Annotated in this window: 22 protein-coding genes and 1 tRNA gene; 10 read left to right on the top strand and 13 right to left on the bottom strand. The window is 63.2% G+C overall.

Annotation, left to right across the window (positions count from 1 at the left end):
* Positions 1-8: 8 nt before the first annotated feature.
* Complete coding sequence (locus E8Q40_RS18075; RefSeq protein WP_137045855.1) at positions 9-1,520, top strand: aldehyde dehydrogenase family protein; 1,512 nt, start codon at positions 9-11, stop codon at positions 1,518-1,520.
* 15 nt (positions 1,521-1,535) lie between these two features.
* On the top strand, positions 1,536-2,771 hold the full coding sequence (locus E8Q40_RS18070; protein WP_168197893.1) for a pyridoxal phosphate-dependent aminotransferase: 1,236 nt from the start codon (positions 1,536-1,538) through the stop codon (positions 2,769-2,771).
* A 9-nt stretch (positions 2,772-2,780) separates the two neighbouring features.
* Here E8Q40_RS18070 and E8Q40_RS18065 read toward each other — a convergent pair whose 3' ends face one another.
* Both E8Q40_RS18065 and E8Q40_RS18060 read right to left on the bottom strand, forming a co-directional pair.
* On the bottom strand, positions 2,781-3,872 hold the full coding sequence (locus tag E8Q40_RS18065) for an NAD(P)H-quinone oxidoreductase (protein WP_246662904.1): 1,092 nt from the start codon (positions 3,870-3,872) through the stop codon (positions 2,781-2,783).
* Positions 3,836-4,837, bottom strand: coding sequence for a VOC family protein (locus tag E8Q40_RS18060; protein ID WP_137046801.1), 1,002 nt, complete (start codon positions 4,835-4,837; stop codon positions 3,836-3,838). The genes E8Q40_RS18065 and E8Q40_RS18060 overlap by 37 nt, the downstream gene beginning before the upstream one ends.
* 265 nt (positions 4,838-5,102) lie before the next feature.
* Here E8Q40_RS18060 and E8Q40_RS18055 point away from each other — a divergent pair, with 265 nt between their 5' ends.
* The 3 genes from E8Q40_RS18055 to E8Q40_RS18045 all read left to right on the top strand — a co-directional run bounded on the left by E8Q40_RS18055 (position 5,103) and on the right by E8Q40_RS18045 (position 8,515).
* Positions 5,103-6,131: a TRAP transporter substrate-binding protein gene (locus E8Q40_RS18055; RefSeq protein WP_168197892.1), complete on the top strand. Its 1,029-nt coding sequence runs from the start codon at positions 5,103-5,105 to the stop codon at positions 6,129-6,131.
* 76 nt (positions 6,132-6,207) lie between these two features.
* Positions 6,208-6,804, top strand: coding sequence for a nuclear transport factor 2 family protein (locus E8Q40_RS18050; RefSeq protein ID WP_168197891.1), 597 nt, complete (start codon positions 6,208-6,210; stop codon positions 6,802-6,804).
* A 100-nt stretch (positions 6,805-6,904) separates the two neighbouring features.
* A complete protein-coding gene (locus E8Q40_RS18045; RefSeq protein WP_137045852.1) occupies positions 6,905-8,515 on the top strand; it encodes a bifunctional 3-(3-hydroxy-phenyl)propionate/3-hydroxycinnamic acid hydroxylase in 1,611 nt (536 codons plus the stop codon).
* Positions 8,516-8,525: 10 nt separating this feature from the next.
* Here the strand turns inward: E8Q40_RS18045 and E8Q40_RS18040 are convergent, their stop codons facing one another.
* Positions 8,526-9,284 carry a helix-turn-helix domain-containing protein gene (locus E8Q40_RS18040; RefSeq protein WP_137045851.1) on the bottom strand — a complete coding sequence of 253 codons (759 nt, stop codon included), beginning with the start codon at positions 9,282-9,284 and terminating at the stop codon, positions 8,526-8,528.
* Between the two features lie 115 nt (positions 9,285-9,399).
* Here E8Q40_RS18040 and E8Q40_RS18035 point away from each other — a divergent pair, with 115 nt between their 5' ends.
* From E8Q40_RS18035 to E8Q40_RS18020, 4 genes are all read left to right on the top strand, one after another.
* Entirely contained in the window at positions 9,400-10,248 is an 849-nt protein-coding gene (locus tag E8Q40_RS18035; protein WP_137045850.1) for a fumarylacetoacetate hydrolase family protein, read from the top strand.
* Positions 10,249-10,314: 66 nt separating this feature from the next.
* Positions 10,315-11,229 (top strand): 3-keto-5-aminohexanoate cleavage protein, encoded by a 915-nt coding sequence (locus E8Q40_RS18030; protein ID WP_137045849.1) that lies wholly within the window; start codon positions 10,315-10,317, stop codon positions 11,227-11,229.
* Between the two features lie 52 nt (positions 11,230-11,281).
* Positions 11,282-11,740, top strand: coding sequence for a TRAP transporter small permease (locus E8Q40_RS18025; RefSeq protein ID WP_168197890.1), 459 nt, complete (start codon positions 11,282-11,284; stop codon positions 11,738-11,740).
* 28 nt (positions 11,741-11,768) lie between these two features.
* The gene (locus tag E8Q40_RS18020; protein ID WP_137045847.1) at positions 11,769-13,076 is read left to right on the top strand and encodes a TRAP transporter large permease; all 1,308 of its coding nucleotides are present in this window, start codon (positions 11,769-11,771) and stop codon (positions 13,074-13,076) included.
* 84 nt (positions 13,077-13,160) lie between these two features.
* On the opposite strand, the gene eda is transcribed toward E8Q40_RS18020, so the two are convergent.
* From eda to E8Q40_RS18005, 3 genes are read right to left on the bottom strand one after another with little or no spacing between them, the layout of a single operon-like run.
* Entirely contained in the window at positions 13,161-13,814 is a 654-nt protein-coding gene (gene eda, locus E8Q40_RS18015; RefSeq protein WP_137045846.1) for a bifunctional 4-hydroxy-2-oxoglutarate aldolase/2-dehydro-3-deoxy-phosphogluconate aldolase, read from the bottom strand.
* On the bottom strand, positions 13,811-14,203 hold the full coding sequence (locus tag E8Q40_RS18010; RefSeq protein WP_137045845.1) for a methylglyoxal synthase: 393 nt from the start codon (positions 14,201-14,203) through the stop codon (positions 13,811-13,813). The genes eda and E8Q40_RS18010 overlap by 4 nt, the downstream gene beginning before the upstream one ends.
* Positions 14,196-15,098: a sugar kinase gene (locus E8Q40_RS18005; RefSeq protein WP_246662903.1), complete on the bottom strand. Its 903-nt coding sequence runs from the start codon at positions 15,096-15,098 to the stop codon at positions 14,196-14,198. Before E8Q40_RS18005 ends, E8Q40_RS18010 begins: the two co-directional genes overlap by 8 nt.
* A gap of 120 nt (positions 15,099-15,218) precedes the next feature.
* Between E8Q40_RS18005 and E8Q40_RS18000 the strand changes: the two genes are divergently transcribed.
* Positions 15,219-15,596, top strand: coding sequence for a gamma-butyrobetaine hydroxylase-like domain-containing protein (locus E8Q40_RS18000; protein ID WP_137045843.1), 378 nt, complete (start codon positions 15,219-15,221; stop codon positions 15,594-15,596).
* Between the two features lie 3 nt (positions 15,597-15,599).
* Here E8Q40_RS18000 and E8Q40_RS17995 read toward each other — a convergent pair whose 3' ends face one another.
* The 7 genes from E8Q40_RS17995 to E8Q40_RS17965 all read right to left on the bottom strand — a co-directional run bounded on the left by E8Q40_RS17995 (position 15,600) and on the right by E8Q40_RS17965 (position 22,417).
* Positions 15,600-15,980 (bottom strand): hypothetical protein, encoded by a 381-nt coding sequence (locus E8Q40_RS17995; protein WP_137045842.1) that lies wholly within the window; start codon positions 15,978-15,980, stop codon positions 15,600-15,602.
* 10 nt (positions 15,981-15,990) lie between these two features.
* Entirely contained in the window at positions 15,991-16,335 is a 345-nt protein-coding gene (locus E8Q40_RS17990; protein ID WP_137045841.1) for a hypothetical protein, read from the bottom strand.
* 73 nt (positions 16,336-16,408) lie between these two features.
* Positions 16,409-17,509 (bottom strand): AI-2E family transporter, encoded by a 1,101-nt coding sequence (locus E8Q40_RS17985; RefSeq protein WP_168197889.1) that lies wholly within the window; start codon positions 17,507-17,509, stop codon positions 16,409-16,411.
* Between the two features lie 97 nt (positions 17,510-17,606).
* The gene (locus tag E8Q40_RS17980) at positions 17,607-19,940 is read right to left on the bottom strand and encodes a Tex family protein (protein ID WP_137045839.1); all 2,334 of its coding nucleotides are present in this window, start codon (positions 19,938-19,940) and stop codon (positions 17,607-17,609) included.
* Positions 19,941-20,120: 180 nt separating this feature from the next.
* Positions 20,121-20,195 (bottom strand) — tRNA-Val (locus E8Q40_RS17975).
* 112 nt (positions 20,196-20,307) lie between these two features.
* Positions 20,308-21,594, bottom strand: coding sequence for a hypothetical protein (locus E8Q40_RS17970; RefSeq protein WP_137045838.1), 1,287 nt, complete (start codon positions 21,592-21,594; stop codon positions 20,308-20,310).
* 172 nt (positions 21,595-21,766) lie between these two features.
* Positions 21,767-22,417 carry a DUF1134 domain-containing protein gene (locus tag E8Q40_RS17965; RefSeq protein WP_137045837.1) on the bottom strand — a complete coding sequence of 217 codons (651 nt, stop codon included), beginning with the start codon at positions 22,415-22,417 and terminating at the stop codon, positions 21,767-21,769.
* Positions 22,418-22,500 lie beyond the last annotated feature (83 nt).

Below are 22,500 nucleotides of genomic sequence, written 5' to 3'. Positions count from 1 at the left end.
GCCAAGCCATGACAAATATCAGTACCGAAGTCCGCAATGTTCTCGACGCGCTCGGCGTGACGCCCGCGCAGACGCAAGGCGGCACGCTCAAGGTGGTGTCGCCGGTGGATGGCGCGGAGGTGGCCGCGGTCCCGGAGACGACGGCGGCCGAGGCGGGAAAGCTGATCGGCAAGGCGCATGAGGCTTATCTGAAATGGCGCTCGGTGCCGGCGCCGCGCCGCGGCGAGTTCGTGCGCGTGCTCGGCGAAGAATTGCGCGCCGCGAAGCCTGCGCTCGGCAAGCTCGTCAGCCTTGAGGTTGGCAAGTCGCCGTCCGAGGGGCTGGGCGAAGTGCAGGAGATGATCGATATCTGCGATTTCGCCGTCGGCCTGTCGCGGCAGCTTTATGGCCTCGTCATCCAGTCGGAACGCGAGGATCACCGCCTCACCGAGCAGTGGCATCCGGCCGGTGTCGTCGGCGTCATCTCGGCGTTCAATTTCCCGGTCGCGGTGTGGTCGTGGAACGCGGCGCTCGCCTTTGTCTGTGGCGACTCGGTGGTGTGGAAGCCGTCGGAGAAGGCGCCGCTGACGGCGCTGGCCGTTGAAGCCATTGTCGCCCGCGCGGCGGCGAAGTTCGGCGGCGTGCCGGATGGTTTGCTCACAATGCTGATCGGCGGCCGCGATATCGGCGAGGTGCTGGTCGATGATGTCCGCGTGCCGGTCGTCTCGGCCACTGGCTCGACGCGCATGGGCCGTGTCGTCGGCGAGCGCGTTGCGCGCCGCTTCGGCCGCGCCATTCTTGAACTCGGCGGCAACAATGCCTCGATCGTGACGCCGTCGGCCGATCTCGATCTCACCTTGCGCGCGGTGGCCTTTGGCGCCATGGGCACCGCCGGCCAGCGCTGCACCACCATGCGCCGCCTGATCGTGCATGAAAGCGTTTACGACAAGCTCGTGCCGAAGCTGGCCAGCGTCTACAAGTCGATCTCGATCGGCAATCCGATCACTTCGGATGCCCTGGTCGGGCCGCTGATCGACGGCCGTGCCTATGAGGGGATGCAGACCGCTCTGGCCGAGGCGAAGAAGGCCGGCGGCACCGTTCATGGTGGCGAGCGCGTCGATATCAATGGGCCGAACTCGTTCTATGTCCGTCCGGCCTTGGTCGAGATGCCGGGGCAGGTGGGCCCGGTGTGCGACGAGACCTTTGCGCCGATCCTCTACGTGCTGAAATACAAAGACCTCGACGAAGCCATCGCGCTGCATAACGGCGTGCCGCAGGGCCTCTCATCGTCCATCTTCGGCACCGACATTCGCGAGATCGAAACCTTCCTGTCGGCGCGCGGCTCCGACTGCGGCATCGCCAACGTGAACATGGGAACCTCAGGTGCCGAGATCGGCGGCGCCTTCGGCGGCGAGAAGGAAACCGGCGGCGGCCGTGAGAGCGGCTCGGACGCCTGGAAAGCCTACATGCGCCGCCAGACCAGCGCCGTGAACTACGGCCGCAAACTGCCACTCGCCCAGGGTGTCAAGTTCGATATCTGAAGTGGGTTCGTGCGCATGAACATGATGACGAGCACAGCCAAACCGGCGTTTCGCGTGGCGCCGCGGCTGGCCACGATGGGGGTTTCCGAAATCTTGGCGATTACCGCCAAGGCCGGCGCCCTTAAGAAGGCCGGGCGACCGATGATCATCCTCGGCGCTGGCGAGCCGGATTTCGACACGCCGCAGCACATCAAGGATGCGGCGGTACGGGCGATCGCCGACAACCAGACGCGCTACACTGTGCTCGACGGCTCGCCCGAACTTAAAGAGGCGGTGCGGCGCAAGTTCGCGCGCGAGAACGAGCTGGTCTTTGCGCAGGATGAGATCACCTGCGGCGCTGGCGCCAAGCAGGTGCTGTTCAATGCCTTCATGGCGACTTTGGCCGATGGCGACGAGGTGATCATCCCGGCGCCATACTGGACCAGCTACAGCGATATCGTCGCAATCGCCGGCGGCGTCGCGGTGACGGTGCCGTGCGGCGCCGACTCCGGTTTCCGCCTGATGCCGGCGCAACTCGAGGCCGCGATCACGCCAAAGACGCGCTGGCTGCTGCTCAATTCGCCGTCAAATCCGACCGGCGCCGCCTATCGCCGCGAGGATCTTGCCGCGCTTGCCGATGTGCTGCGACGTCATCCCGATGTCTGGGTGATGTCGGACGACATGTACGAGCACATCGTCTATGACGATTTCGAATTCGCCACTTTCGCCCAAGTCGCGCCCGATCTGAAAGATCGCACGTTGACGGTGAATGGCGTGTCGAAGGCTTACGCGATGACCGGCTGGCGGCTCGGCTATGGCGGTGGCCCGGCGCCGCTGATCAAGGCGATGTCGATCGTGCAGAGCCAGTCGACCTCGTGTCCGTCCTCGATTAGCCAGGCGGCGGCGATCGCCGCGCTCGACGGTCCGCAGGACATCGTCGCGCAGCGCCGGCTGGCGTTCCAAAAGCGGCGCGATCTGGTCGTCGATGGTCTCAACGCCATCCGTGGGGTCGCCTGCATCCGGCCGGAGGGCGCGTTCTATGTTCTGGCAAGCTGCGAAGGTTTGATCGGCGCGGTGAAGCCGGGTGGCGGTACGATCCGGACCGACGGCGACTTCTGTGCCTATGTCATGGACACCGATGTTGCGATGGTGCCCGGCTCATGCTTCGGCCTCGCGCCTTACTTCCGCATTTCCTATGCGACCTCGGAAGCGGAACTGACCGAGGCGCTGCGCCGCATCGCGGCGGCGTGCGCCAAGTTGACGCCTGTCTGAATTTGTTCTCTACACGCGCGCTGTTCGACATCCGGCCATCGCGTCCAATGCCAGGACGATCTTGCCGACTTGGCGGCCTTCTTCGAGATGCCGGTGCGCATCGGCAGCCCCGTTGAGAGGATAGGTCGCCGCGACATGCGGGATGATCGCCTTCCCCAACAGAGGCCAGACCTTTTCCCTTAATTGACGCGCGACGGCGATCTTCATTTGAACCGGTGTGGCTCTGAGAAATGCACCGGTGATGCGCACCCGCCTGCCCATCAACTGCCGGAGTGGCACCGCCAGATCCTTGCCGCCGCCGGCGGAGAGATGGGCAATGCGGCCGTCACTCGCGATCATGGCCAAATCCGCCGCCAGGTGCGCCCCCGCGGACATATCGAGGATGGCGTCGACGCCGCGACCGCCGGTTGCCTGCCTGACCTGCGAGGGAAGGTCGGGCGCATTATAGTCGAACACCGCGTCGTAGCCGAAAGCGAGCGCGGCTTTGCGCTTGTCCGCTGTTCCTGCCGTGCCAAAGACCGGATGTCCGAGCGCCTTGAGTAGTTGCGCCGCAATGGACCCGACGCCGCTGGTCGCACCGTGAATGAGGGCGCTTTCGCCGGGTTTCAGCGCCATCAGGTCGAAGAAATTGTACCAGGTGGTGAAGAGGGCCTCGGGCAGGGCGGCGGCCGAAATCCAGTCGAGACCATCCGGCTTGGTCAGCGCGAGTTCGGAAGGCGTTGCGACGAACTGAGCGTACGAGCCGCCGTCCGTCAGCGTCATGACGGCTTCGCTGACACGACGCGCCGGAACGTTCTTGCCGAAGGCCACGATCCGGCCCGCCGCTTCGAGGCCCGGCACTGGATTCGGCTCATGGCTCGGCCCGGCACGGCGTTGGTTGCAGTCATGGCGATTGACCCCCGCGGCTTTGACTTCGATGAGCACGTCATCGTCGCCGAGAGCCGGCACAGGCCAGTCGTTCTTTACGGCAAGGACATCCGGTCCGCCCGGCGCAGTAATCACGACGGCATGCTGGGTACGCGACATAATGCGAAACCGATGTGACAGTTCGAATGGGAAACGGGTCAGCCAGTCTTTCTCATCGAATCCCACCAGATGCATTGACCGGGCGCGACGGTGTGATTGCCCTCCATCACATTGACAGGCGCACGGAGGCCGTCGGCCGCGGCCTTGAGCTTGAGGGCGCGCGCAGCTGCCGTCTGCTCCGGCCCGAGCCAGTCGCGGTCATGCCCCCACAGGCTGGCTCCGTAGGTGATCTCCTCCGGTTGCCAAGTCGATGGTTCGATGGAACGACCACCCCAGCCATATTCGACAAAGAAGTCCGACGGCGTACGGGCATAGAACGATACCATCTGGTCGTTGATATGCCGGCCAAGCGTCGTCGCAACACGGCCTTTCTCGCCGAGCGCGAGATCGTAGCCCTGACCGACGTCATCGAGCATCGTCAGTTCCATCATCAGGTGATGAATGCCATTGCGACCGGTCTCGATCATGGCGAAGCTATGGTGTCTCGGGTTGACGTGAAAAAAGTAGGCCCGATAAGGCACGGTGAAGAAATCGCTGACGCGCAAGCCAAGCACCTTGGTGTAAAAGGCCAGCGCTTCGTCGATGCGCTCGACATGGAGAACAGCGTGTCCCATGCCGAGGGGACCGGTGCGGAAGCCGGAAATCGATCGGCCGGGCACGAACGGATCAGTCGCGATCTCGGCGCCGTAGAAGACCTCGAGTCGGTTGCCGACCGGGTCCTTGAAAGCGATTGCTTCCTTGACGCGACGTTGGCTGGCGATGATGCCGGGAAGACGTTCAACAGCAACGCCGGCGGCTTCGACACGTGCGGCCATGGCGTTCAGTGCGCGTGCATCGGCAACTTCCCAGCCGAAAAAGCCGGAGCGGTCGGCGCTGTCGTTGCTTACGACCAGCCGCTGACGGCGATCGTCCATGCGGAAGGTCAGGTAATCCCTGGTGCGATCGACGAGCTGCATGCCCAGGAACTTGCTGCCATAGTCGGCCCAGTCCTCGATGGCCGCGGTCGGCAGGCCAACGTAGCCCAGCGCTTGAACTTCCATCATTTGCTTCCTTCCTAAGTGGTCGCGGCGATCGCGCAAGCCATTGCGACCCGTATTTTACATTCTCGATATTGAAGTGTGCAGTGCACGCGCAACGAGACTTGCAGCAACGTTCACTGCATGGACGCTCTGCTATGGGCACCGTCTGCGTTCACAGTGCGGACGCCTGTCCGAAAGCAATTGATTAAGCCGTGGCGCGGCGGCATTCGACACAAGCACAAGAATAGCGACGGCGTCTATGCCGCGAGTTCAGGGAGGACCCAGCATGTTTCATCGCATACTTGCCGCTGCCTTTGTCTCAACGGTCGCGCTTGGCGCCGCAACCGGCGCAATGGCTGCCGATCCGGTGACCTTGCGCTTTTCCAGTTTCGAGCCGCCGCAAGCTTTCATCACCAGCAAGATCCTCACCCCTTGGGCGCAAAAGGTCACGACCGAGTCGCAAGGGACTCTGAAGATCGAGATGTATCCCGGCGGTACACTCGGGCGCGATCCGGCCGCCCAGTTGAAGCTCGTCCTCGACGGCGTTGCCGACATTGCCTGGATCGTTCCCGGCTATACGCCGGGCCGTTTCGACGCGGCCACGGTCGTCGAGTTGCCATTTGTCGTTCCGGACGCCTACACCGGTTCCCTCGCTTTGACACGGGTTTTCGAAAAGGGTCTGCTCAGCGGCGGCGGCTTCAACGACGTGAAATTCCTCTGCGTTTGCGCCAACAACCCGATCTTCGTGAACACGACTTTTCCTGCGACGAAATTGGAAGACCTCAAGGGCCACAATTTCCGTGCGGCGGGCCCGGTGTCGCTCAACGTTGTCAAGTCGCTCGGCGGCGTGCCGATCGGCGGCATCACCGGTCCATCTCTGGCCGAAAGTCTGTCGCGCGGCGTGATCGACGCGACGCTTAACGAATGGAACGCGCTGCAGACATTCCGTGTCCTCGACGTCGCCAAGCATCAGATCATCGTGCCGCTCGGTTCGACGTCTCTGATGGTCATCATGAACAAGGCGAAGTACGAAAGCCTGCCCCCGGCGGCAAAGGCGGCGCTCGACAAGAACTCGGGCGAAGTCTTTGCCAAGTTCTTCGGCGCGAAGTTCGATGAGAACAACGCCGCCGTTTTCCAGGCGGCCAAGAAAGATGCCAAGCGCACGATCACGGTGCTGACCGCCGAACAGCAGGCGCCGTGGAAAGCTGCGGTGCAGCCGGCGATCGATGAGTGGAAGAAGACGATGCCCGGCGGCGACAAGCTTCTGAAGGCATTCAGCGACGAGATTGCCGCCATCCAGTCCGAGAAGAAATAGCGTCTCCCAAAGTCGCATTCTCGACCTCGTCGCCGGATCACCCGATCCGGCGACTAGAATGTTGAAAAGGCCGTCAATGAATACTTCCGATCGTCTCGACTGCATGGACCTCATCCAGGCCTGGGCCTTCTATCGAGACCAGGGCCGTTGGGCCGAACTGCTCGACACCTTCCATCCCGACGGCACGATCGCGGTTACGTGGTTCAAAGGTGCGTTTGTCGACTTCGTCGAAGCCTCGAGAAAAGCCGCCGCAAATTCAAAATCCCTGTCGAAACACCAGATCGGCTGGCCGCTGGTGTCGCTGCGGGGTGATCGCGCGATGGCCGAGACCAGCATTGCAATCCTGGGCCGCGCGAGCTTGGCCGGCATCCTCGTCGACAATATTTCGTATGGCCGCTTTCTCGACCGGCTGGAGCGTCGCAATGGGCACTGGCGTATCACCGAGCGGGTGGCGATTTACGAGAAGGATCGTATCGATCCCGTCATCCCAAGCGAATTATTCAATCGGTTCATGGCGGAAACCGATTTCTCCGCCTATCCGGAGGCCTACCGTTACCTGGCGTATCGACTGGTCAGTGCCGGCCGCACGCTAGCATCCCCCATTGTTGTCAATGCCAGCGCCGAAGCCGATGCGCTGTATCGTCGCTACAGCGAATGGCTCATGCAGGACTGACATTGTCCGCCGAATGAACACCGACGAGATAACCGTAGTTTTCGCGACGCCTTGCCGCGATCCTTGAGAGCGTGAATGATTGCCCGGAGTCAGCCTGCCGATGTCCGAAAATTTGCATGTACCCGTTGTTGTCGTAGGAGCCGGGCCGGTCGGTCTGGCAGTCGCGAATCTGCTCGGTCAGGACGGTGTCGATGTTCTCGTCGTCGAGCGCAATTCCGCGACGGTCGACCACCCTCGCGCCATCGTTCTCGACGATGAAGGCGCCCGAACATTGCAGGCCTTTGGCGCGGTCGACGCCTTTCTCCGCCACACCATCGAAGGTGACGGCGCGCGCTACTTCGACGACGGTGGTCACTGCTTCGGCGTGGTCGGCGCAGGACCGCGCAGTTATGGATTTGCCAAGCGTCATTTCATGTATCAGCCCGAACTTGAGGTCGCTCTCGTCGAGAACCTGAAGGGGTTTCCTAGCGCGACCTTGCGTTTCAACTGGAACGTGACCGGTATTGATCAGGATAAGTCGGGCGTTACCCTTGCGTGTGACACGTCGGACGGCCCCAGGACCGTCCGCTGTGACTGGCTGCTTGCCTGCGATGGTGGCCGCAGCAATATCCGCCAATGGCTTGGAATTGATTTTGTCGGCTCGACCTATGAGCAGGACTGGATTGTCCTCGACCTGAAGACCGATCCCGATCACGCGAACCATTCGCGCTTCTTCTGCAGCACGGCGCGTCCGGCCGTCAGCGTGCCGGCGCCGCGCGGCGGCCGGCGCTATGAGTTCATGTTGCTTGACGGTGAAACTGGCGCCGAAATGCTGACCGACGATTCGATCGCGCGCTTGCTCTCCCCATATAGGGAGTTTCGCAAGGACGACGTGATCCGCCGTGCCATCTATACGTTCCATGCGCGAATCGCCTCGCGAATGCGGCAAGGGAGGGTGTTGCTGCTGGGGGATGCCGCGCACCTCACGCCGCCATTTGCCGGTCAGGGAATGAATGCGGGCCTCCGCGACGCGCACAATGTCGCATGGAAGCTCAGTATGCTCTTGAAGGGACATGCCGACGCCTCGGTCCTCGACAGCTACGACGAGGAGCGTCGTAAGCCCGCCTGGTCGATGATTCAGCTCGCGGTCGCGATGGGGCAGGTGGTGATGCCGAAAGGTGCTGACCAGATTGCGCTACGCGGCATGTTGTTGAAGATGCTGGAAGCATTCCCTGGCGCGCAGGACTACTTCCTGCAGATGAGGTTTAAGCCCGCGCCGCGCTACGACAGCGGCCTTTTCGTTGATATCGACCGTCAGCCTTATGAAGCGTCGCTGGTGGGCCAGATGATTCCGCAACCGCTCGTCAAAATCTCATCGGGCAAGACTGTGCGGCTCGATGACGTGCTCGGGCCCGGATTTGCGCTCATTGCGCAGAACGAGAGCGATGCCGCTGTGCTTGCCGCATTAAGTCATCCTCTGTGGCGTCAGCTCAAGCCGGCGCTCGTCCATCTCGGCAGCGGCGACACAAGTGTGCCCGGCGCCGGCTCGGTCGTCGGCGTTACGGCTGCGGATGGCTTTGTTCGCCCGCTGCGCACCCATCGCGACCAGATCATTCTCGTGCGCCCGGATCGTTATGTCGCCGGCGCTTTCTTTGCGGCCGACGAATATGCGTTCGCCGAGCGCTTTCAAGAGATCCTCCATAGCCGGATGCCGCAGCGTATGTCGGCCTGAGAGTGTCGTCTTACGCCTGAAGAAGGGCCTGAATACGTGTGGTCGCGCGCTTGATGGCGCCCAGATTGCGGGACACCGCTTCCTCGAAGGTCAGAGCCGACGCGATCCATATCATCGTGATACATGCGAGTACGCGATCACCGATCAGGATGGGCAAGGAAATGCTGGCGGTATGTGGATTGAAGCCGTCGGTTCTGAATCCGTAGCCTGACTGGCGGGTCTCGGCCAGGATGCGCTCGACGAACTGTTCATCATGCGCCAGCGCGTCGCCGGGCTTTCCCGACTGTCTCAAACGAGTGAGAACGACCTCTCGCTCGTCCGCCGGACTGAACGCCAGATAGGCGCGGCCGCCCGACGTTTGCAGCACCGGCAGGTGCGTACCGGCCATGCCGCGGTCGATCGAGAACGGGCTTTCCGCGTGTGTAGTCTCGCGGATGATCATGGCATCATTTTCGAAGGTTACGAGATCGACCGGCCATAACACTTCGCGTCCGAGTTCATGCAGGACCGGCGCTGCAACTCGCGTCACCCAGACGTCGTCGTGAAATCCTGCGCTGAGCGCCTTGACCTGTGCGGTCAAAGCCCAGCAATCGCCGCTCCGTGTGACATAGCCAAGTCCTTCCATCGTCTCGAGCAGCCGATAAACCGTCGGTCGTGGCAATTCGACGATGCGCGCCAGTTGCTGGGCGCCGGAGCCGTGGCAGCGATTGAGCGCCTCCAGGACCTTAAGTCCCCGCTCCAATGAGCGGACGCTGCTAAACGAGCCCATTTATCTGTCCGCCTAGTGAACTATGGGTCGGATGATTTTGCAAAGATACCGGTGATGTCAATAACTATTCGCAACAGGCGGCGAGCGCCGCACACAGTCTAGGGAGTGAAGGGGAATGAGGCTTGCAAGCTTCAGCCATGTCCGTCGCGCGTCTTATGGCATCGTCCAGGGCGATCATATTGTCGACGTCGGAAAACAGATCGGTGCGCAGTATCCCGACCTGAAATCGCTCCTGACGGCGGGGCCGGACCTTCTTGAGAAACTGCGAAGCCAGGCGTCGAAGCTTTCAATCGACGAAGTGAAGTTTCTTCCGGTCATTCCGAACCCCGACAAGATTTTCTGCGCAGGCCTCAACTATCGTTCGCATGTTGAGGAGACCGGCCGCACGGAGTCGGAGAAGCCGGTGATATTCCTGCGCCTCGCCGCGAGCCAGATCGGGCATGGCCAGCCGATGATCCGCCCCACCGTTTCGACGCAGTTCGACTACGAAGGCGAGCTCGCGGTCGTTATCGGCAAACGTGGTCGCCACATTTCTCGCGACAAGGCGCTTGACTATATCGCGGGCTATTCCTGCTACAACGACGGCTCGCTGCGCGATTGGCAACGGCACACATCACAGTGGACTCCCGGAAAGAATTTTCCCGCGACCGGCGCTTTCGGGCCGTGGCTTGTCACGGCCGATGAAATACCCGACCCGACCAAGCTATCGCTTGTCACGCGGCTCAACGGTCAGACCGTGCAGGGCGCGACCGTGGACCTCCTGATCTTCTCGATCCCGGAGATCATCGAATACGTTTCCGCGTGGAGCGAATTGGTGCCGGGGGACGTCATCGCCACAGGAACGCCAGGCGGGGTGGGCTTCAAGCGCAACCCGCCACTCCTGATGAAGGCGGGGGACACCGTGGAAGTCGACATCTCGGGGATTGGCATCTTGAGAAATCCGATCGAAGACGAGAAGTCCTGAAGCCGGCGACAAGCCGCGTCAACGAACGCGGCAGCGAATAAAAGTTTGGGGAGGATTGCCAGGACGATGTCAAAGCCCGTCATTCTCACATGCGCGTTGACCGGCGGCGCGGCACTCTCGGGAAAGAACCCGGCGGTACCCGTGACGCCGGCCGATATAGCGCGTCAGGCAGTCGACGCTGCAAAGGCGGGTGCGGCTATCGCCCACATTCATGTGCGCGATCCGGAAAGCGGCGCGCCAAGCATGCGCCTCGAGCTTTACAAGGAAGTGGTCGAGCGCATCCGGCAAGCGGACTGTGGCATTCTGATCAATCTGACGACTGGTCCTGGCGCGCGCTTTATTCCCGGCCGCGACGAGCCGCGCATCGGCGATCCGACATCGACGCTGGCGTTGTGGCCGAAACGCGTCGAGCATATTGAAGCACTCAAGCCCGACATCTGCAGCCTCGACGTCGGCAGCATGAATTTCGGTCAGCACGTCTTCATCAATACGCCGGCCGATCTGGCGAAGATGGCCGAGGCCATCCGCAAGGCTGGCGTAAAGCCCGAAATGGAGACATTCGAGCTTGGCCACGTTCGGCTCGCCAAGCATCTCATCGAGCAGGGATTGATCGAAGCGCCTCCGTTGTTCCAGATCTGTCTCGGCATTCCCTGGGGCGCTCCGGCGACGCCGGAAGTGATGATGGCAATGCGTGATGAGTTGCCGGAAGGCGCTGAATGGGCCGCCTTTGGCATCGGCGCAACGCAGTTTCCCATGGTGGCGCAGGCCGTGCTCCTCGGAGGTCACGTCCGCGTCGGCCTCGAGGACAATCTCTATCTGCGCCGGGGCGTACCGGCGCCGCACAATGCAGCCCTTGTCGAACGCGCCGTCGCCATCATCGAACAGCTCGATCGAAAAGTGGCGACACCGGAAGACGCGCGAGAAATCCTTAGGCTTGTGCCGCGTTCCATTGGCCGGGCCGCCTCGGTGACAGGAGGCTAGTATGGGTGAGGACCATGTTTACTGGCAAAGAATGCTCAAGGTCAGCCGCGCCATGGCGCTGATCGGCTTCCTCGGGCTGCTGATCCTGGCGCTGATGACGAGCATCGACATTACCTCGCGGTGGTTGTTTGGTTTGCCGATTCACGGTGTCAATGACGTTAGCGCCATCGTTATGGCCATTGTGATCGCGGCTTGCGTTCCCGCGAATCTAGCAGCGCGCCAGAACATCACTGTCGAGTTTCTTGGAAACATGCTCGGTCGGCGCGGCAAGGCGTTTCTCGACGGCTTCGGCGGCTTGTTCACGTTAGCGTTCATCGCGCTCATGGCGTGGCAATTCATTCCCTATTCCATGGAGGTGACGCAGTCGGGGCAGACGACATGGGTGCTCAAGCTCCCGATCGCGCCCGGCTGGTGGATCGCCACCGTGTTGCTGCTGATCAGCGTGCCGGTTCAGCTCGTCGTCGTTCTGTTCGATTTCTCTCGCGCTTTCCGCGCGGACCAAGACATCTAACCTTCTTCTCCGCACCGCGAGAAAGCACATGTCGGATCCACTGGTACTGGCGGGCCTAGGCTTCGTTGCGATGTTTGCCCTGATGGCATTGCATGTGCCGATTGGCATCGCGATGGGCGTCGTCGGCGCCGGCGGATTTGCCATGCTGGTCGGCGTCAAGCCGGCGCTGTCGCTGCTCGCCAGCGAGCCGGCCAGCGTATTCACCAATCTCGATCTCGCAGTGATACCGATGTTTCTGCTGATGGGCAGCCTAGCCGCGTCGGCGGGGCTCGCTTCCGACGTCTACAAACTGGCCTATGCCTTTGTCGGCCATCGCAAGGGCGGCCTGGCATTGGCCACCATCGGCGGCTCAGGCGGTTTCGGCGCCGTGTGCGGTTCCGCGATTGCCACAACTGCTACTTTCGGCCGCGTCGCGTTGCCTGAGATGTTGCAACGCGGTTATTCGCCGTCACTGGCCGCGGGTGTCGTGGCCTCCGGGGGCACGCTCGGCATCATCGTCCCGCCGTCGTCAATCATGGTGATTTACGCCATTCTTGGTGAACAGTTCATCGTGGATCTGTTCATTGCCGCGATCATTCCGGCGATCATGGCGGTGTCGTTCTACATGATTGCCACGATGGTTTATGTGCATGTGATCAGCCCAAATGCCGGGCCGCCGGGCCCGCGCGTGCCGTGGGCTGAACGTTGGCAGGTCGTCAAGTCCAACTGGGGCGTTCTCGTTCTCGCGACCGTGGTCCTCGGCGGAATCTATAGCGGCATATTCACGGTCAACGAGGCAGCCGCCGTCGGCGTTACCATTGCTCTGATGTTTGCCGTTGGCCGCCGGAAGATAACCTGGAAAGGTTTCTTCAGCGTGCTTGCCGAAGCGAGCGCTACAACATTGATGATCTATGTGATGATCATCGGCGCGTCGCTGTTCTCCTACTTCATGTCGGTCGCCCATGCCCCGGAGCGCATGATCGAGGCGATCAGTGCGCTCAACCTCTCAGGATCAACGGTTCTTGTCATCCTGCTGACGATCTATCTCATTCTCGGCGCTATCTTCGATGAGGTCGCGGCGATTGTCGTGACGCTTCCTTTCGTTCTGCCGTTAATCAAGCACTTCGGCTACGATCTCGTGTGGTGGGGCATCATCAACGTCACCATCGTCGAGATCGCGTTGCTGTCGCCCCCCATCGGATTGAACGTCTTTGTCGTGCATGGCATGCGTAAGGATATTCCGTTGAGCAAGATTTACGCGGGCATTGTTCCGTTCCTTGCCGCCGACGTGGTTCGTTTGGCGCTGCTCGTCATGTTCCCGAACTTGGCGCTCTACACGGTCCAACTGTTGAAATAACTGAACTCTACGGCGGGGCGTTGTCGGGCGACAAAGTGTCAGAATGTCATGTGGCGTGTCGTCGCCGGGCCGTGCGCCCTTCCATCAGCCGCGACTCCGTCGCAGCCCGTTCGCTGCGCGAGCGCGGCTTTCGATGACGTCCCAGGCGCCATTCTTGATCGCCGCCGGCGGCGCGATCCACGAGCCGCCGACCGCGATGACCTTCGGATGCGCCAGCCATTCGGCGGCATTGGCCTCGCCGATGCCGCCGGTTGGACAGTAAGCGACGGAAGGAAATGGGCCAGCCAAGGCGTTCAGCGCCGACAGGCCGCCGGCCGGCATGGCAGGAAAGAACTTCACCACATCGAAGCCGGCGTTGATGCAGGCCATCAGCTCGGAGGCCGTCTGGATGCCGGGCGCATAGGGCAGGTCGCCGCCCGCGGCAGCACGCAGCAGATCAGGTGAGCAGCCGGGGCTGACGGCGAAGGCGGCGCCGATGTCTTTGGCGCGGCCGAAATCGGCCGGTGTCAGCACGGTGCCGAGACCGACGATGGCCTCGGGAACATTGGCGATGATTGCCTTGGCTGCGTCGATGGCGGCGTCGGTGCGCAAGGTGATCTCAATAGCACGCATGCCGCCGCGGATCAGCGCTTGCGCAAGCGGAACGGCATCCGCGGCCCTGTCGATGGTGATGACCGGAATGACCGGCGCCAGCGCCAGCAACTCTCTCGCGCGCTTTGACGACGTATTGACGCTCATCGGTCGGTCTCCGGCATGAGGCTGAGCAGCACGGTGTCGGCGGTGGTGCGGTTCAGCGCAAAGACGATGTTGCTCAGCACCGCGACGCGCACCAGCGCTTTAACGTCGACATCGTGCGGATGCGCCGATAGGGGATCGATGAAGAAGATCAGGGCATCGACCTTGCCTTCGACGATGCGCGCGCCGATCTGCTGATCGCCGCCTAAGGGGCCGCTGAGCAGCCGTTCGACCTTGAGCGACGGACAGCGCGTCATCAATTGTAGGCCGGTATTGCCGGTGGCGACCAGTTCGCATCTGGCCAGCCGCGCTTCATGGGCGTGCGCCCAGTCAGCCATGTCGGCTTTCCGGGCGTCGTGCGCGATCAGCGCGATCCTGAGAGGTTCAGCCATGACGCCGGCTCCGCTCGAGCAGGGCACGGACCTTGTCCGCGGTCGGGATCGGCGTCACCGCGCCGTAGCCTTCGGTCGACAGCGCGGCGGCGGCGGCAGCGTAATGGCCGGCCTGTTCGATGTCGTCGCCGGCGACGATCCGTGCCACGAAGGCGCCGCCGAACGTGTCGCCGGCGCCGGTCGCGTCGACGACGTTGCAGGGATAGGGTGCAATGCGGATGCGGTGATGCCGATCCGCCACCAGCGTGCCTTCGGCGCCGAGCTTGAGCGCCACGATCCTCGCGCCGGTCGCAAGGCAACGATCGACGATATGGTCGGGGTCCTTCAGATCGGACAGGTGAATGACATCGTCATAGCTGGGCAGGCAGATGTCGGCGAGCGACAGCACATCCCAGATCGTGGCTCGCGCGCGGCCGAGCGGCCACAGCTTGCGGCGCAGATTGGTGTCGAACGACACTGTGACTCCATTGTCGCGTGCGTGCTCGATGGCCTTGTAGCAGGCATCGCAGGCAGTGGTGGATATGCCGAGCGAAATGCCGGACAGATGCAGCACTTTGGCCTGCGCGATGGCGTCGAGCGGCAAGTCCGCGACGCTGTAGCGGCTTGCCGCCGAGCCGGTGCGGCAGAAGTCGAACTGATGGCCGTCGGCGCCGTGGCTGACGAAATAAACGCCGGTCGGCGCGTCCGCCGACGTGCGCACATGGCTGTCGTCGACGCCTTCGCTTTTCCAGAGCTGGCGCAGTAGTGCGCCATTGGTATCGGCGCCGACGGCCGAGATGTAGCCGGTCCGCGCGCCCTGGCGTGCCGCGGCCACGGCGAAGTTGGAGGAATCGCCGCCGCAGCCGCGCAGGAAGGTGTTGCCGCCGCCCTCACGCGTCTGATTGAACTCAACCATGGGCTCGCCCATGGACAAGATGTCGATCCGTTCCCCCATACCCCGTCCGGCTCCGGCTTGATTGCGCCCGGTTCTATATCAGGAATTGTGCATTGGGGCAGGGGCGATTAGAAGGGCACCATGACCGCTCCCGCCGAAGCTTGGCCGATCGAATTGCGCCTGCACAAGGACCGCCGGACGCTGACCGTGGCCTTCGACGACGGCGCGCGCTTCGACCTGCCCGCTGAGTATTTGCGGGTGAACAGCCCGAGCGCGGAAGTGCAGGGTCATTCGCCGGCCGAGCGCGTGACCGTGCCGGGCAAGCGCAATGTCGAGATCATCGAAGTGTTGCAGGTCGGCAATTACGCGGTGCGGTTGGTGTTCGACGACATGCATTCGACCGGCATTTACGATTGGCCGAATTTGTACCGGCTCGGTCGCGATCGCGACAGCATCTGGCAGGGCTATCTTGACGAATTGGCCGCAAAGGGCCTGTCGCGCGAGCCGGCGAAGCGTTAGCGTTTAAATGATGCTCTTGTTGCCGGACTTGCGCGCCAGCGTGTAGCCTAGCATCACTGCTTCGACCAGCATGGCGATCTGCATATTGCGCGGCGACATCGATCCCGCGGCATCACCCACCGCATTTTGGCGCACAAAAGTGCGATTGCGCGTAGCGTAGAACACGGCGAATGCGCTTAGCGCGGCCACGGCGTAGATGCCGGCCATGATGAGATAGGCGTAAAGCGAGCCGTAGGTGAGGGCCAGCGCCATCAGGCCGGCCGCGCTCAAATAATAAAGCGTGACGATCGCGAAGATGCCGACCAGCGCGGCAAGGATCGCGCGCTTGACGTAGCGCGTGATCAGAGCGCTTGCAGCGCCTTCGGCGATGTCGGTCAGCCGCATGGCACCCTCGCTAGCGCCGCGCCACGCCAAACAGAAAGCCAATGCCAGCGGCGATCGCCAGCATGGTGAGCGGCCGCGTTTCAACCTCGGTGACGATCTTCTTGACGGCATCGCCGCCGATCTCGGTCGCCTTGTCGGTGACACTTTCCGAGACCGACTGGGCGTTGTCGCGAACGCGGCTCATGATGCCGGCGAGCGTGTCGTTGACGAAATCGGAAACCTCGTTGGCGCCGCCTGCGACTTCGCTCTTGGCCGTGCCGCCGAGACGTTGCAGGCGCTTTTCCAAATCGGCCATCAGATCCTTGATGGCTTCGATCTCGTCGGCGGTTGTGGCGATCTTGCTGCGCGTGGACATAATTTCCCTCGAACTGGATGCAGGATTTGATGGCTCAACGCCGGCCCCGCCGGACTGGTTCCATGGAGGCCCGTTACCCCGGCAGGTTAGGCTCGTGCTTTGGAAAAATGTGGTGAATGGCGACGAGCCCGACGATCAATAACGGCACGGCGAGGAACGCACCGGCCGGACCCCATAACCAGGTCCAGAACACCAGCGCCAGAAACACGATCAGCGGCGACAAGGTAAGCCGGCGGCCCATGATGCTCGGTGTGATGAAGTGGCCTTCGAGCGTAGTGAAGACCAGGTAAAGAAGCGGCGCCGCCAGCGCATGCGTGAGCGTTGGGAAGGTCACCAGCCCGACGCCGAGCAGGATCAGTTCCATGATCACCGCGCCGAGATAGGGAATGAAATTCAGGATAAACGCAAGCACACCCCAGGCCAACGCATTGGGCAGGCCGACGGAGAAGGCGATGATAGCCGCGCCAAGGCCGACGATCAGATTGATGATCGCGACCACGCTCAGATAGCTCGTGAGCTGATGCTCGATGTCGTTCCATATCCTGAGCGTGCGCAGCCGCGATTCATGATCGTCGAAACGCACGACCAGCGCGCGGCGCAGGCCCGACCGTCCGAGCAGCACGAAGAACAGGGTCGCGAAGAAGATGAGCACCTGGCCTAGCGCCGGCGTCGCCACCGACAAGACCGGCTGAACGATGGTTATGAGATCAAGACCGGCGCTTTTGGCCTGATCCTCGGGCAGGATGGCGTTGCGGATGTCCTGCAGCGCAACCCATGGGCCGTTCAGAAAGTAGAGCCGCTCCTTGAGCAGCCGTCCGATTTCCGGCGCCTTGTCGACCCAGTCAATCACTGGCGCCGACAGCAGCATGACGAGGCCATTGCATACGACGATAACGAGAAGCCAGAGCGAAATCGCCGTAAGCAGCATCGGAACGCCCGAGCGGTCGGCGCGCACCTGCAACGGGCCGAGCATCCAACCGACGACGAAGGCGAAGGTCACCGGCAGCAGTACCGGCCGCGCCAGATCGAGCGCGGCGACGAAGACGATGAGGAAGATGCCGCAGATCGCGACCTGCGCCGCAAAGGCCCAGCCGCCGGCCTCGAACAAGCCGGGCAGGGCTTCAGGCGCGCTGCCTCTCGGCGCCGTGTCGCGATCGCCGGTGCGAATATCCAAGTCGGTAGCCCCCGCATAGCGGACGTCGGGCCACCCAATGCCCGGCAGTTCCGAATGGAACAACCGCGGCAGCGGCAATTGGTTGCATGGTGGCGCGCTACCGGCGCGGGGCGTTTTTCTCCGCCGCGCGGCGCATGGCCTCGGCGAGAGCGCCGCCGCCCGAAGACTCCGCTGGCTTTCGCGCCGCGAAATTCCGCATCGCTTTGTCGTTGCGCTCGGAGGGCTTCGTCCCCTGCGGCCGCGCCGCGCCGGCCTCGTCGTCGAGGCGGAGGCTGAGCGCGATGCGTTTACGGCCGGCATCGACCTCCAGCACCTTCACCTTCACGATGTCGCCGGGCTTCACCACCTCGCGCGGATCCTTGATAAAGGTCTTCGACATCGCCGAGATGTGCACCAGCCCGTCCTGATGCACGCCGATGTCGACAAAGGCGCCGAACGCGGCGACGTTGGTCACCGCGCCTTCGAGGATCATGCCGGGCTTGAGATCTTTGAGCGTCTCGACGCCTTCCTTGAACTCGGCTGCCTTGAAGGCGGGACGCGGATCGCGGCCCGGCTTTTCCAGTTCGCGCAGGATGTCGGTGACGGTCGGCAGACCGAAGGTGTCGTCGGTGAAATCCTTGGGCGACAGTTTGCGCAACTCGGTGGTGTTGCCGATCAGCACCTGGATGTTGCTTTTGGTCGCTTCGAGGATACGGCGCACGACTGGGTAGGATTCCGGATGTACGCCGGAGGCGTCGATCGGATCGTCGCCATTGCGGATGCGCAGGAAGCCGGCGCATTGCTCGAACGCCTTGGCGCCGAGGCGCGGAACATCGAGCAGCCCTTTGCGCGAACGGAACGGGCCGTTGGCATTGCGATGCGTGACGATGTTGTCGGCGAGCGTTGAGCCGATGCCGGCGACGCGGGCCAGCAGCGGGCCCGAGGCGGTGTTGAGATCGACGCCGACCGCATTGACGCAATCCTCGACCACGGCATCGAGCGCGCGCGCCAGCTTGTGTTGGCTAAGATCATGCTGGTACTGGCCGACGCCGATCGACTTTGGATCGATCTTGACCAGCTCGGCGAGCGGGTCCTGCAGCCGGCGTGCGATCGATACGGCACCGCGCAAGGTCACGTCGAGGCCCGGCAACTCCTGTGAAGCAAATTCGGATGCGGAGTAGACCGATGCGCCGGCTTCCGACACCACGATCTTGGACAATTTGCGCTCTGGCCCTAGCAGTTTGACGAGTTCGCTGGCCAACTTGTCGGTCTCGCGCGAAGCGGTGCCGTTGCCGATGGCGATCAGCTCCACTTTATGTTCGACGATCAGCTTGCCGAGGATGGCGAGCGACTCGTTCCACTTGCGTTGTGGCTCGTGCGGATAGATCGCGGTGGTCGCGACCACCTGTCCGGTGGCATCGACGACCGCAACCTTGACGCCGGTGCGATAGCCCGGATCGAGGCCGAGCGTGGCGCGCGGACCCGCGGGCGCGGCAAGCAGGAGATCGCGCAGATTGGCGGCGAAGACGCGCACGGCTTCTTCCTCGGCGGCGTTCCACAGCCGCAGGCGCAGATCGATATTCATGTGGGCGCGGATCTTGGTGCGCCAGGCCCAGCGCACCGTCTCCATAAGCCAGCGATCGGCCGGACGGCCGCGATCCGACACGTTGAAGCGATGCATGATCTTGAGTTCGTAGGCGTTCGGTACGCCGGCCGCGGTGGGCACCGGCTCATCCTCGAACTGCAGGCTCAGCACGTCTTCCTTCTCGCCGCGGAACAGCGCCAGAATGCGGTGCGACGGCAGCTTGGTGAAGGACTCGGCGTAGTCGAAATAGTCGGCGAACTTGGCGCCAGCTTCGGCCTTGCCGTCGCGCAGCTTCGAGACCAGACGCCCTTGCGTCCACAGCGCCTCGCGCAAGGCGCCGACGAGGTCGGCATCCTCGCCGAAGCGCTCGACGAGAATGGCGCGGGCGCCGTCCAGTGCGGCGGCGGCATCGGCGACCTGCTTGTCGGCGTTGACGTAGGACGCGGCGGCCACCTGCGGATCGGTCTGCGGCTCCGACAGCAACAGGTCGGCGAGCGGTTCGAGCCCGGCCTCCTTGGCAATCTCGGCCTTGGTGCGCCGTTTCGGCTTGTACGGAAGATAGATGTCTTCGAGGCGGCCCTTGTTGTCGGCGGCCATGATCTGTGCCTCAAGCGCGGCATCGAGCTTGCCCTGCTCACGCACCGACTTGAGGATGGCCTCGCGCCGCTCCTCGAGCTCGCGCAGATACTTGAGGCGTTCGTCGAGCGTGCGTAGTTGCGCATCGTCGAGCCCGCCGGTCACCTCCTTGCGATAGCGCGCGACGAACGGAACCGTGGCGCCGCCGTCGAGCAGTTCCACCGTCGCCTGCACCTGTTCGACGCGGACGGACAACTCGGTGGCAATGCGGCGGAAGATCAGTTCGGACATGGACGACACTCGACAAGACGATTCAGCGGGCGGTGCTTATCGCCTGCGGGTGCCTGCGGGGGCAACCGCTTGGCGTGTCGCTCCTGTGGAGAGTGCGCAGTACGTCGCAAGTGGTGTCATAGTCGCCAACAAAAAAGCCCGCTCGCGCGGGCCTCGAAAGCAACGATGTAATGCTGCGAATGGTGGGCGGTATAGGGATTGAACCTATGACCCCACCCGTGTGAAGGGTGTGCTCTCCCGCTGAGCTAACCGCCCGACCATTCAGCCGGGCGATATAAGGAAGGCGGCGGCGGGGTGTCAAGCGAAGCGGCGCAATCCCGCCGAAAAGTCGCTGAAATCACGGGGCAAATCAGCCCCGCGCCAGCCGTCAGTTCGGCACCTTCTGCTCGTCGGTGGCAAGACGCGAGGCCTGGGTCTGCAATGCGCGGATGCGGTCGGCGAGGTTTCCGCCGGCCTCTGGCGTGCCCAGGGCGTTCGGCGTTCCGGGCGCGCTCGGCGCATGGTCGCGCGCGGTCTCGGCGGCGAGGATGGCGTCGATTGGCGAGTTCGGGCCTTCCAACGCCGAGGCCAGGCGCGCGATTTCGGCGGCGACGTCGTTGATGCGCTCGCGCATCAACGAGTTCTCGATGCGCTCGGCGGCCCAGTTCTCTTCGGTCTCGCGCTTGAGCGCGCTCATTTCGCGCAGCGCGCGGTCGCGCTCGTCGCGGGTCTTTTCAAGCTCGGCCAGCAACTGGCCGTTCTCGGTGCGAAGCTGCTGGGTCGCGGCGCTGGCGCGGGCGTCGAGTTCGGCGACGGCGGCGCGCAGATCGCTCTCGGTCTTGCGCGCGGTTTCCATCTCGCCGCGCATTTGCTTGAGCGCGGCATCGCTCTCGGCGAGGAGACGCATCTGTTCGCCGAGCCGGTTTTCCATGTCGGCGGCGCGGCGGCCGAGAATTTCGGCTTCGGTGGTCTGGGCGACGAGGGCATGCTCGAGCTCGCCGACGCGGCGGCCGAGATTCTCGACCTTGCCACGCTCTTCGGTGAGTTCCTGTGTCGCCGCCTTGAGTTCGACGCGCTCGGCGTCGCGGCGGTCCTCGACGATGCGCAATTCGTTGTTGGCCTCGTCGACGCGGCCCTTGAGCGCTTCGACCTGGGTCTTGAGCGCGACGAGTTCGACTTTCTGCGCCTCGTTGATGCTCGACTGTTCGTCGAACGAGGCGAGCACGCGGGCGACCTCGGCTTCCTTCTCGGTCAGTGCGCGCTGCGCCTCCAGCATGGCGCTGGTCTTGACCGCGAATTCTTCTTCGGTGACGCGCAGTTGGTCGCGTAGCGCCTTGTCGCGGGCTTCCAGCGCGAAAATCGTGGCGGTCTTCTCGCCCAGTTCGATCTTCAGGCGGTTGATGGCGTCGCCCTTCTTGCCGAGTTCGGCAAGCTGGCTGGTGCTCTTGGTGCGCAGGCCTTCGACGGCGACTTCGAGCCGGCGGGTCGACATGGCGAATTCGGCGCGGAGCTGATCCTTGTCGGCCTGGATTTCGGCCAACGACAACGGGGTCGCCGCCTCCAGGCGGCGCATGGTGAGGCGCACGGCGCGGTTATGCACCAGAGGGACGACGACGAGCCCGACCAGGGCTGCGACGAAAAACCCGATCCCGAAAAACATGATCGGTTCAATCATGGAACGACGCCTCCGAACGCAACGCCTCGCCCGCCTATCCCCGATCCAACCATGACACCGGCCGGGTGGAGATGCCAGCAATGCTACACATTAACCTAAACCCGGGCGCGCGTCCTTAACGTCCCGCGCGGGCTGATGCGCGGGGCCTAGCATTCGGGGCGTTAAGAAAGGGTCAGAAGGGATTCCAGGTCGCCTTCGGCGTGAACTTCAGATAGCCGATATTGGCGCCAAGGCGCAGGCCGACCCCCGAGCGGATCGGCACCACGACGATGTTGTTGGCCGTCAGCGCCGTCATGCCGAAGCCGCCGATGAAATAGGCCGAGCCGTCGATGCCGCCGAAACGCTGGTAGATCGCGTCGGTCGCGGGCAGGTTGTAGACCAGCATCATCGTGCGGGCGCCTTCGCCGCCAGTGTCGAAGCCGATCGACGGGCCTTCCCAGAACACCCGGAGGTCCCCGGCATTCTTGGTGTAGAGCGTGCCATCGCCATAGCGCAGGCCGACGATGAAGGCGCCGGAGCCTTCCTGGCCGAGGATATAGCCATTGGGTTGGCCCCAGCGGCCGACTGCCGTCTCCACCACTTGGGCGAGCCCGCGCGACACCGTGCCGAAGAACTGGTGGCCGGTCGAGACGATCTCGTCGACGGTGAAGGTGCCGCCTCGCTGCTGCTGGGGCGCCGGCTGGATCGGCCGCGGCGGGGGCGCATTCTGTGCCTGCTGGACCTGAGGCTGCTGGGCAGCGTCCTGGGCAGCCTGCTGGGCTTGGGCCGTGCCGGCAGCAAGAAGACAGAAGCTCAGGGCTGCAAACCGCAACGAGGTGCGCATCGAAGGCTCCATGGCATGGGCTGTTGGCCCGGTTTAAGGCGCTTAACGTCACGCTCACGCCAGGGCCCTATGGTGGCCAAGGG

This window comes from Pseudolabrys sp. FHR47, from assembly GCF_005153485.1.
In the GTDB taxonomy this organism is placed as follows: Bacteria; Pseudomonadota; Alphaproteobacteria; order Rhizobiales; family Xanthobacteraceae; genus Pseudolabrys.
This window is presented reverse-complemented; position numbering and strand designations above follow the sequence as displayed.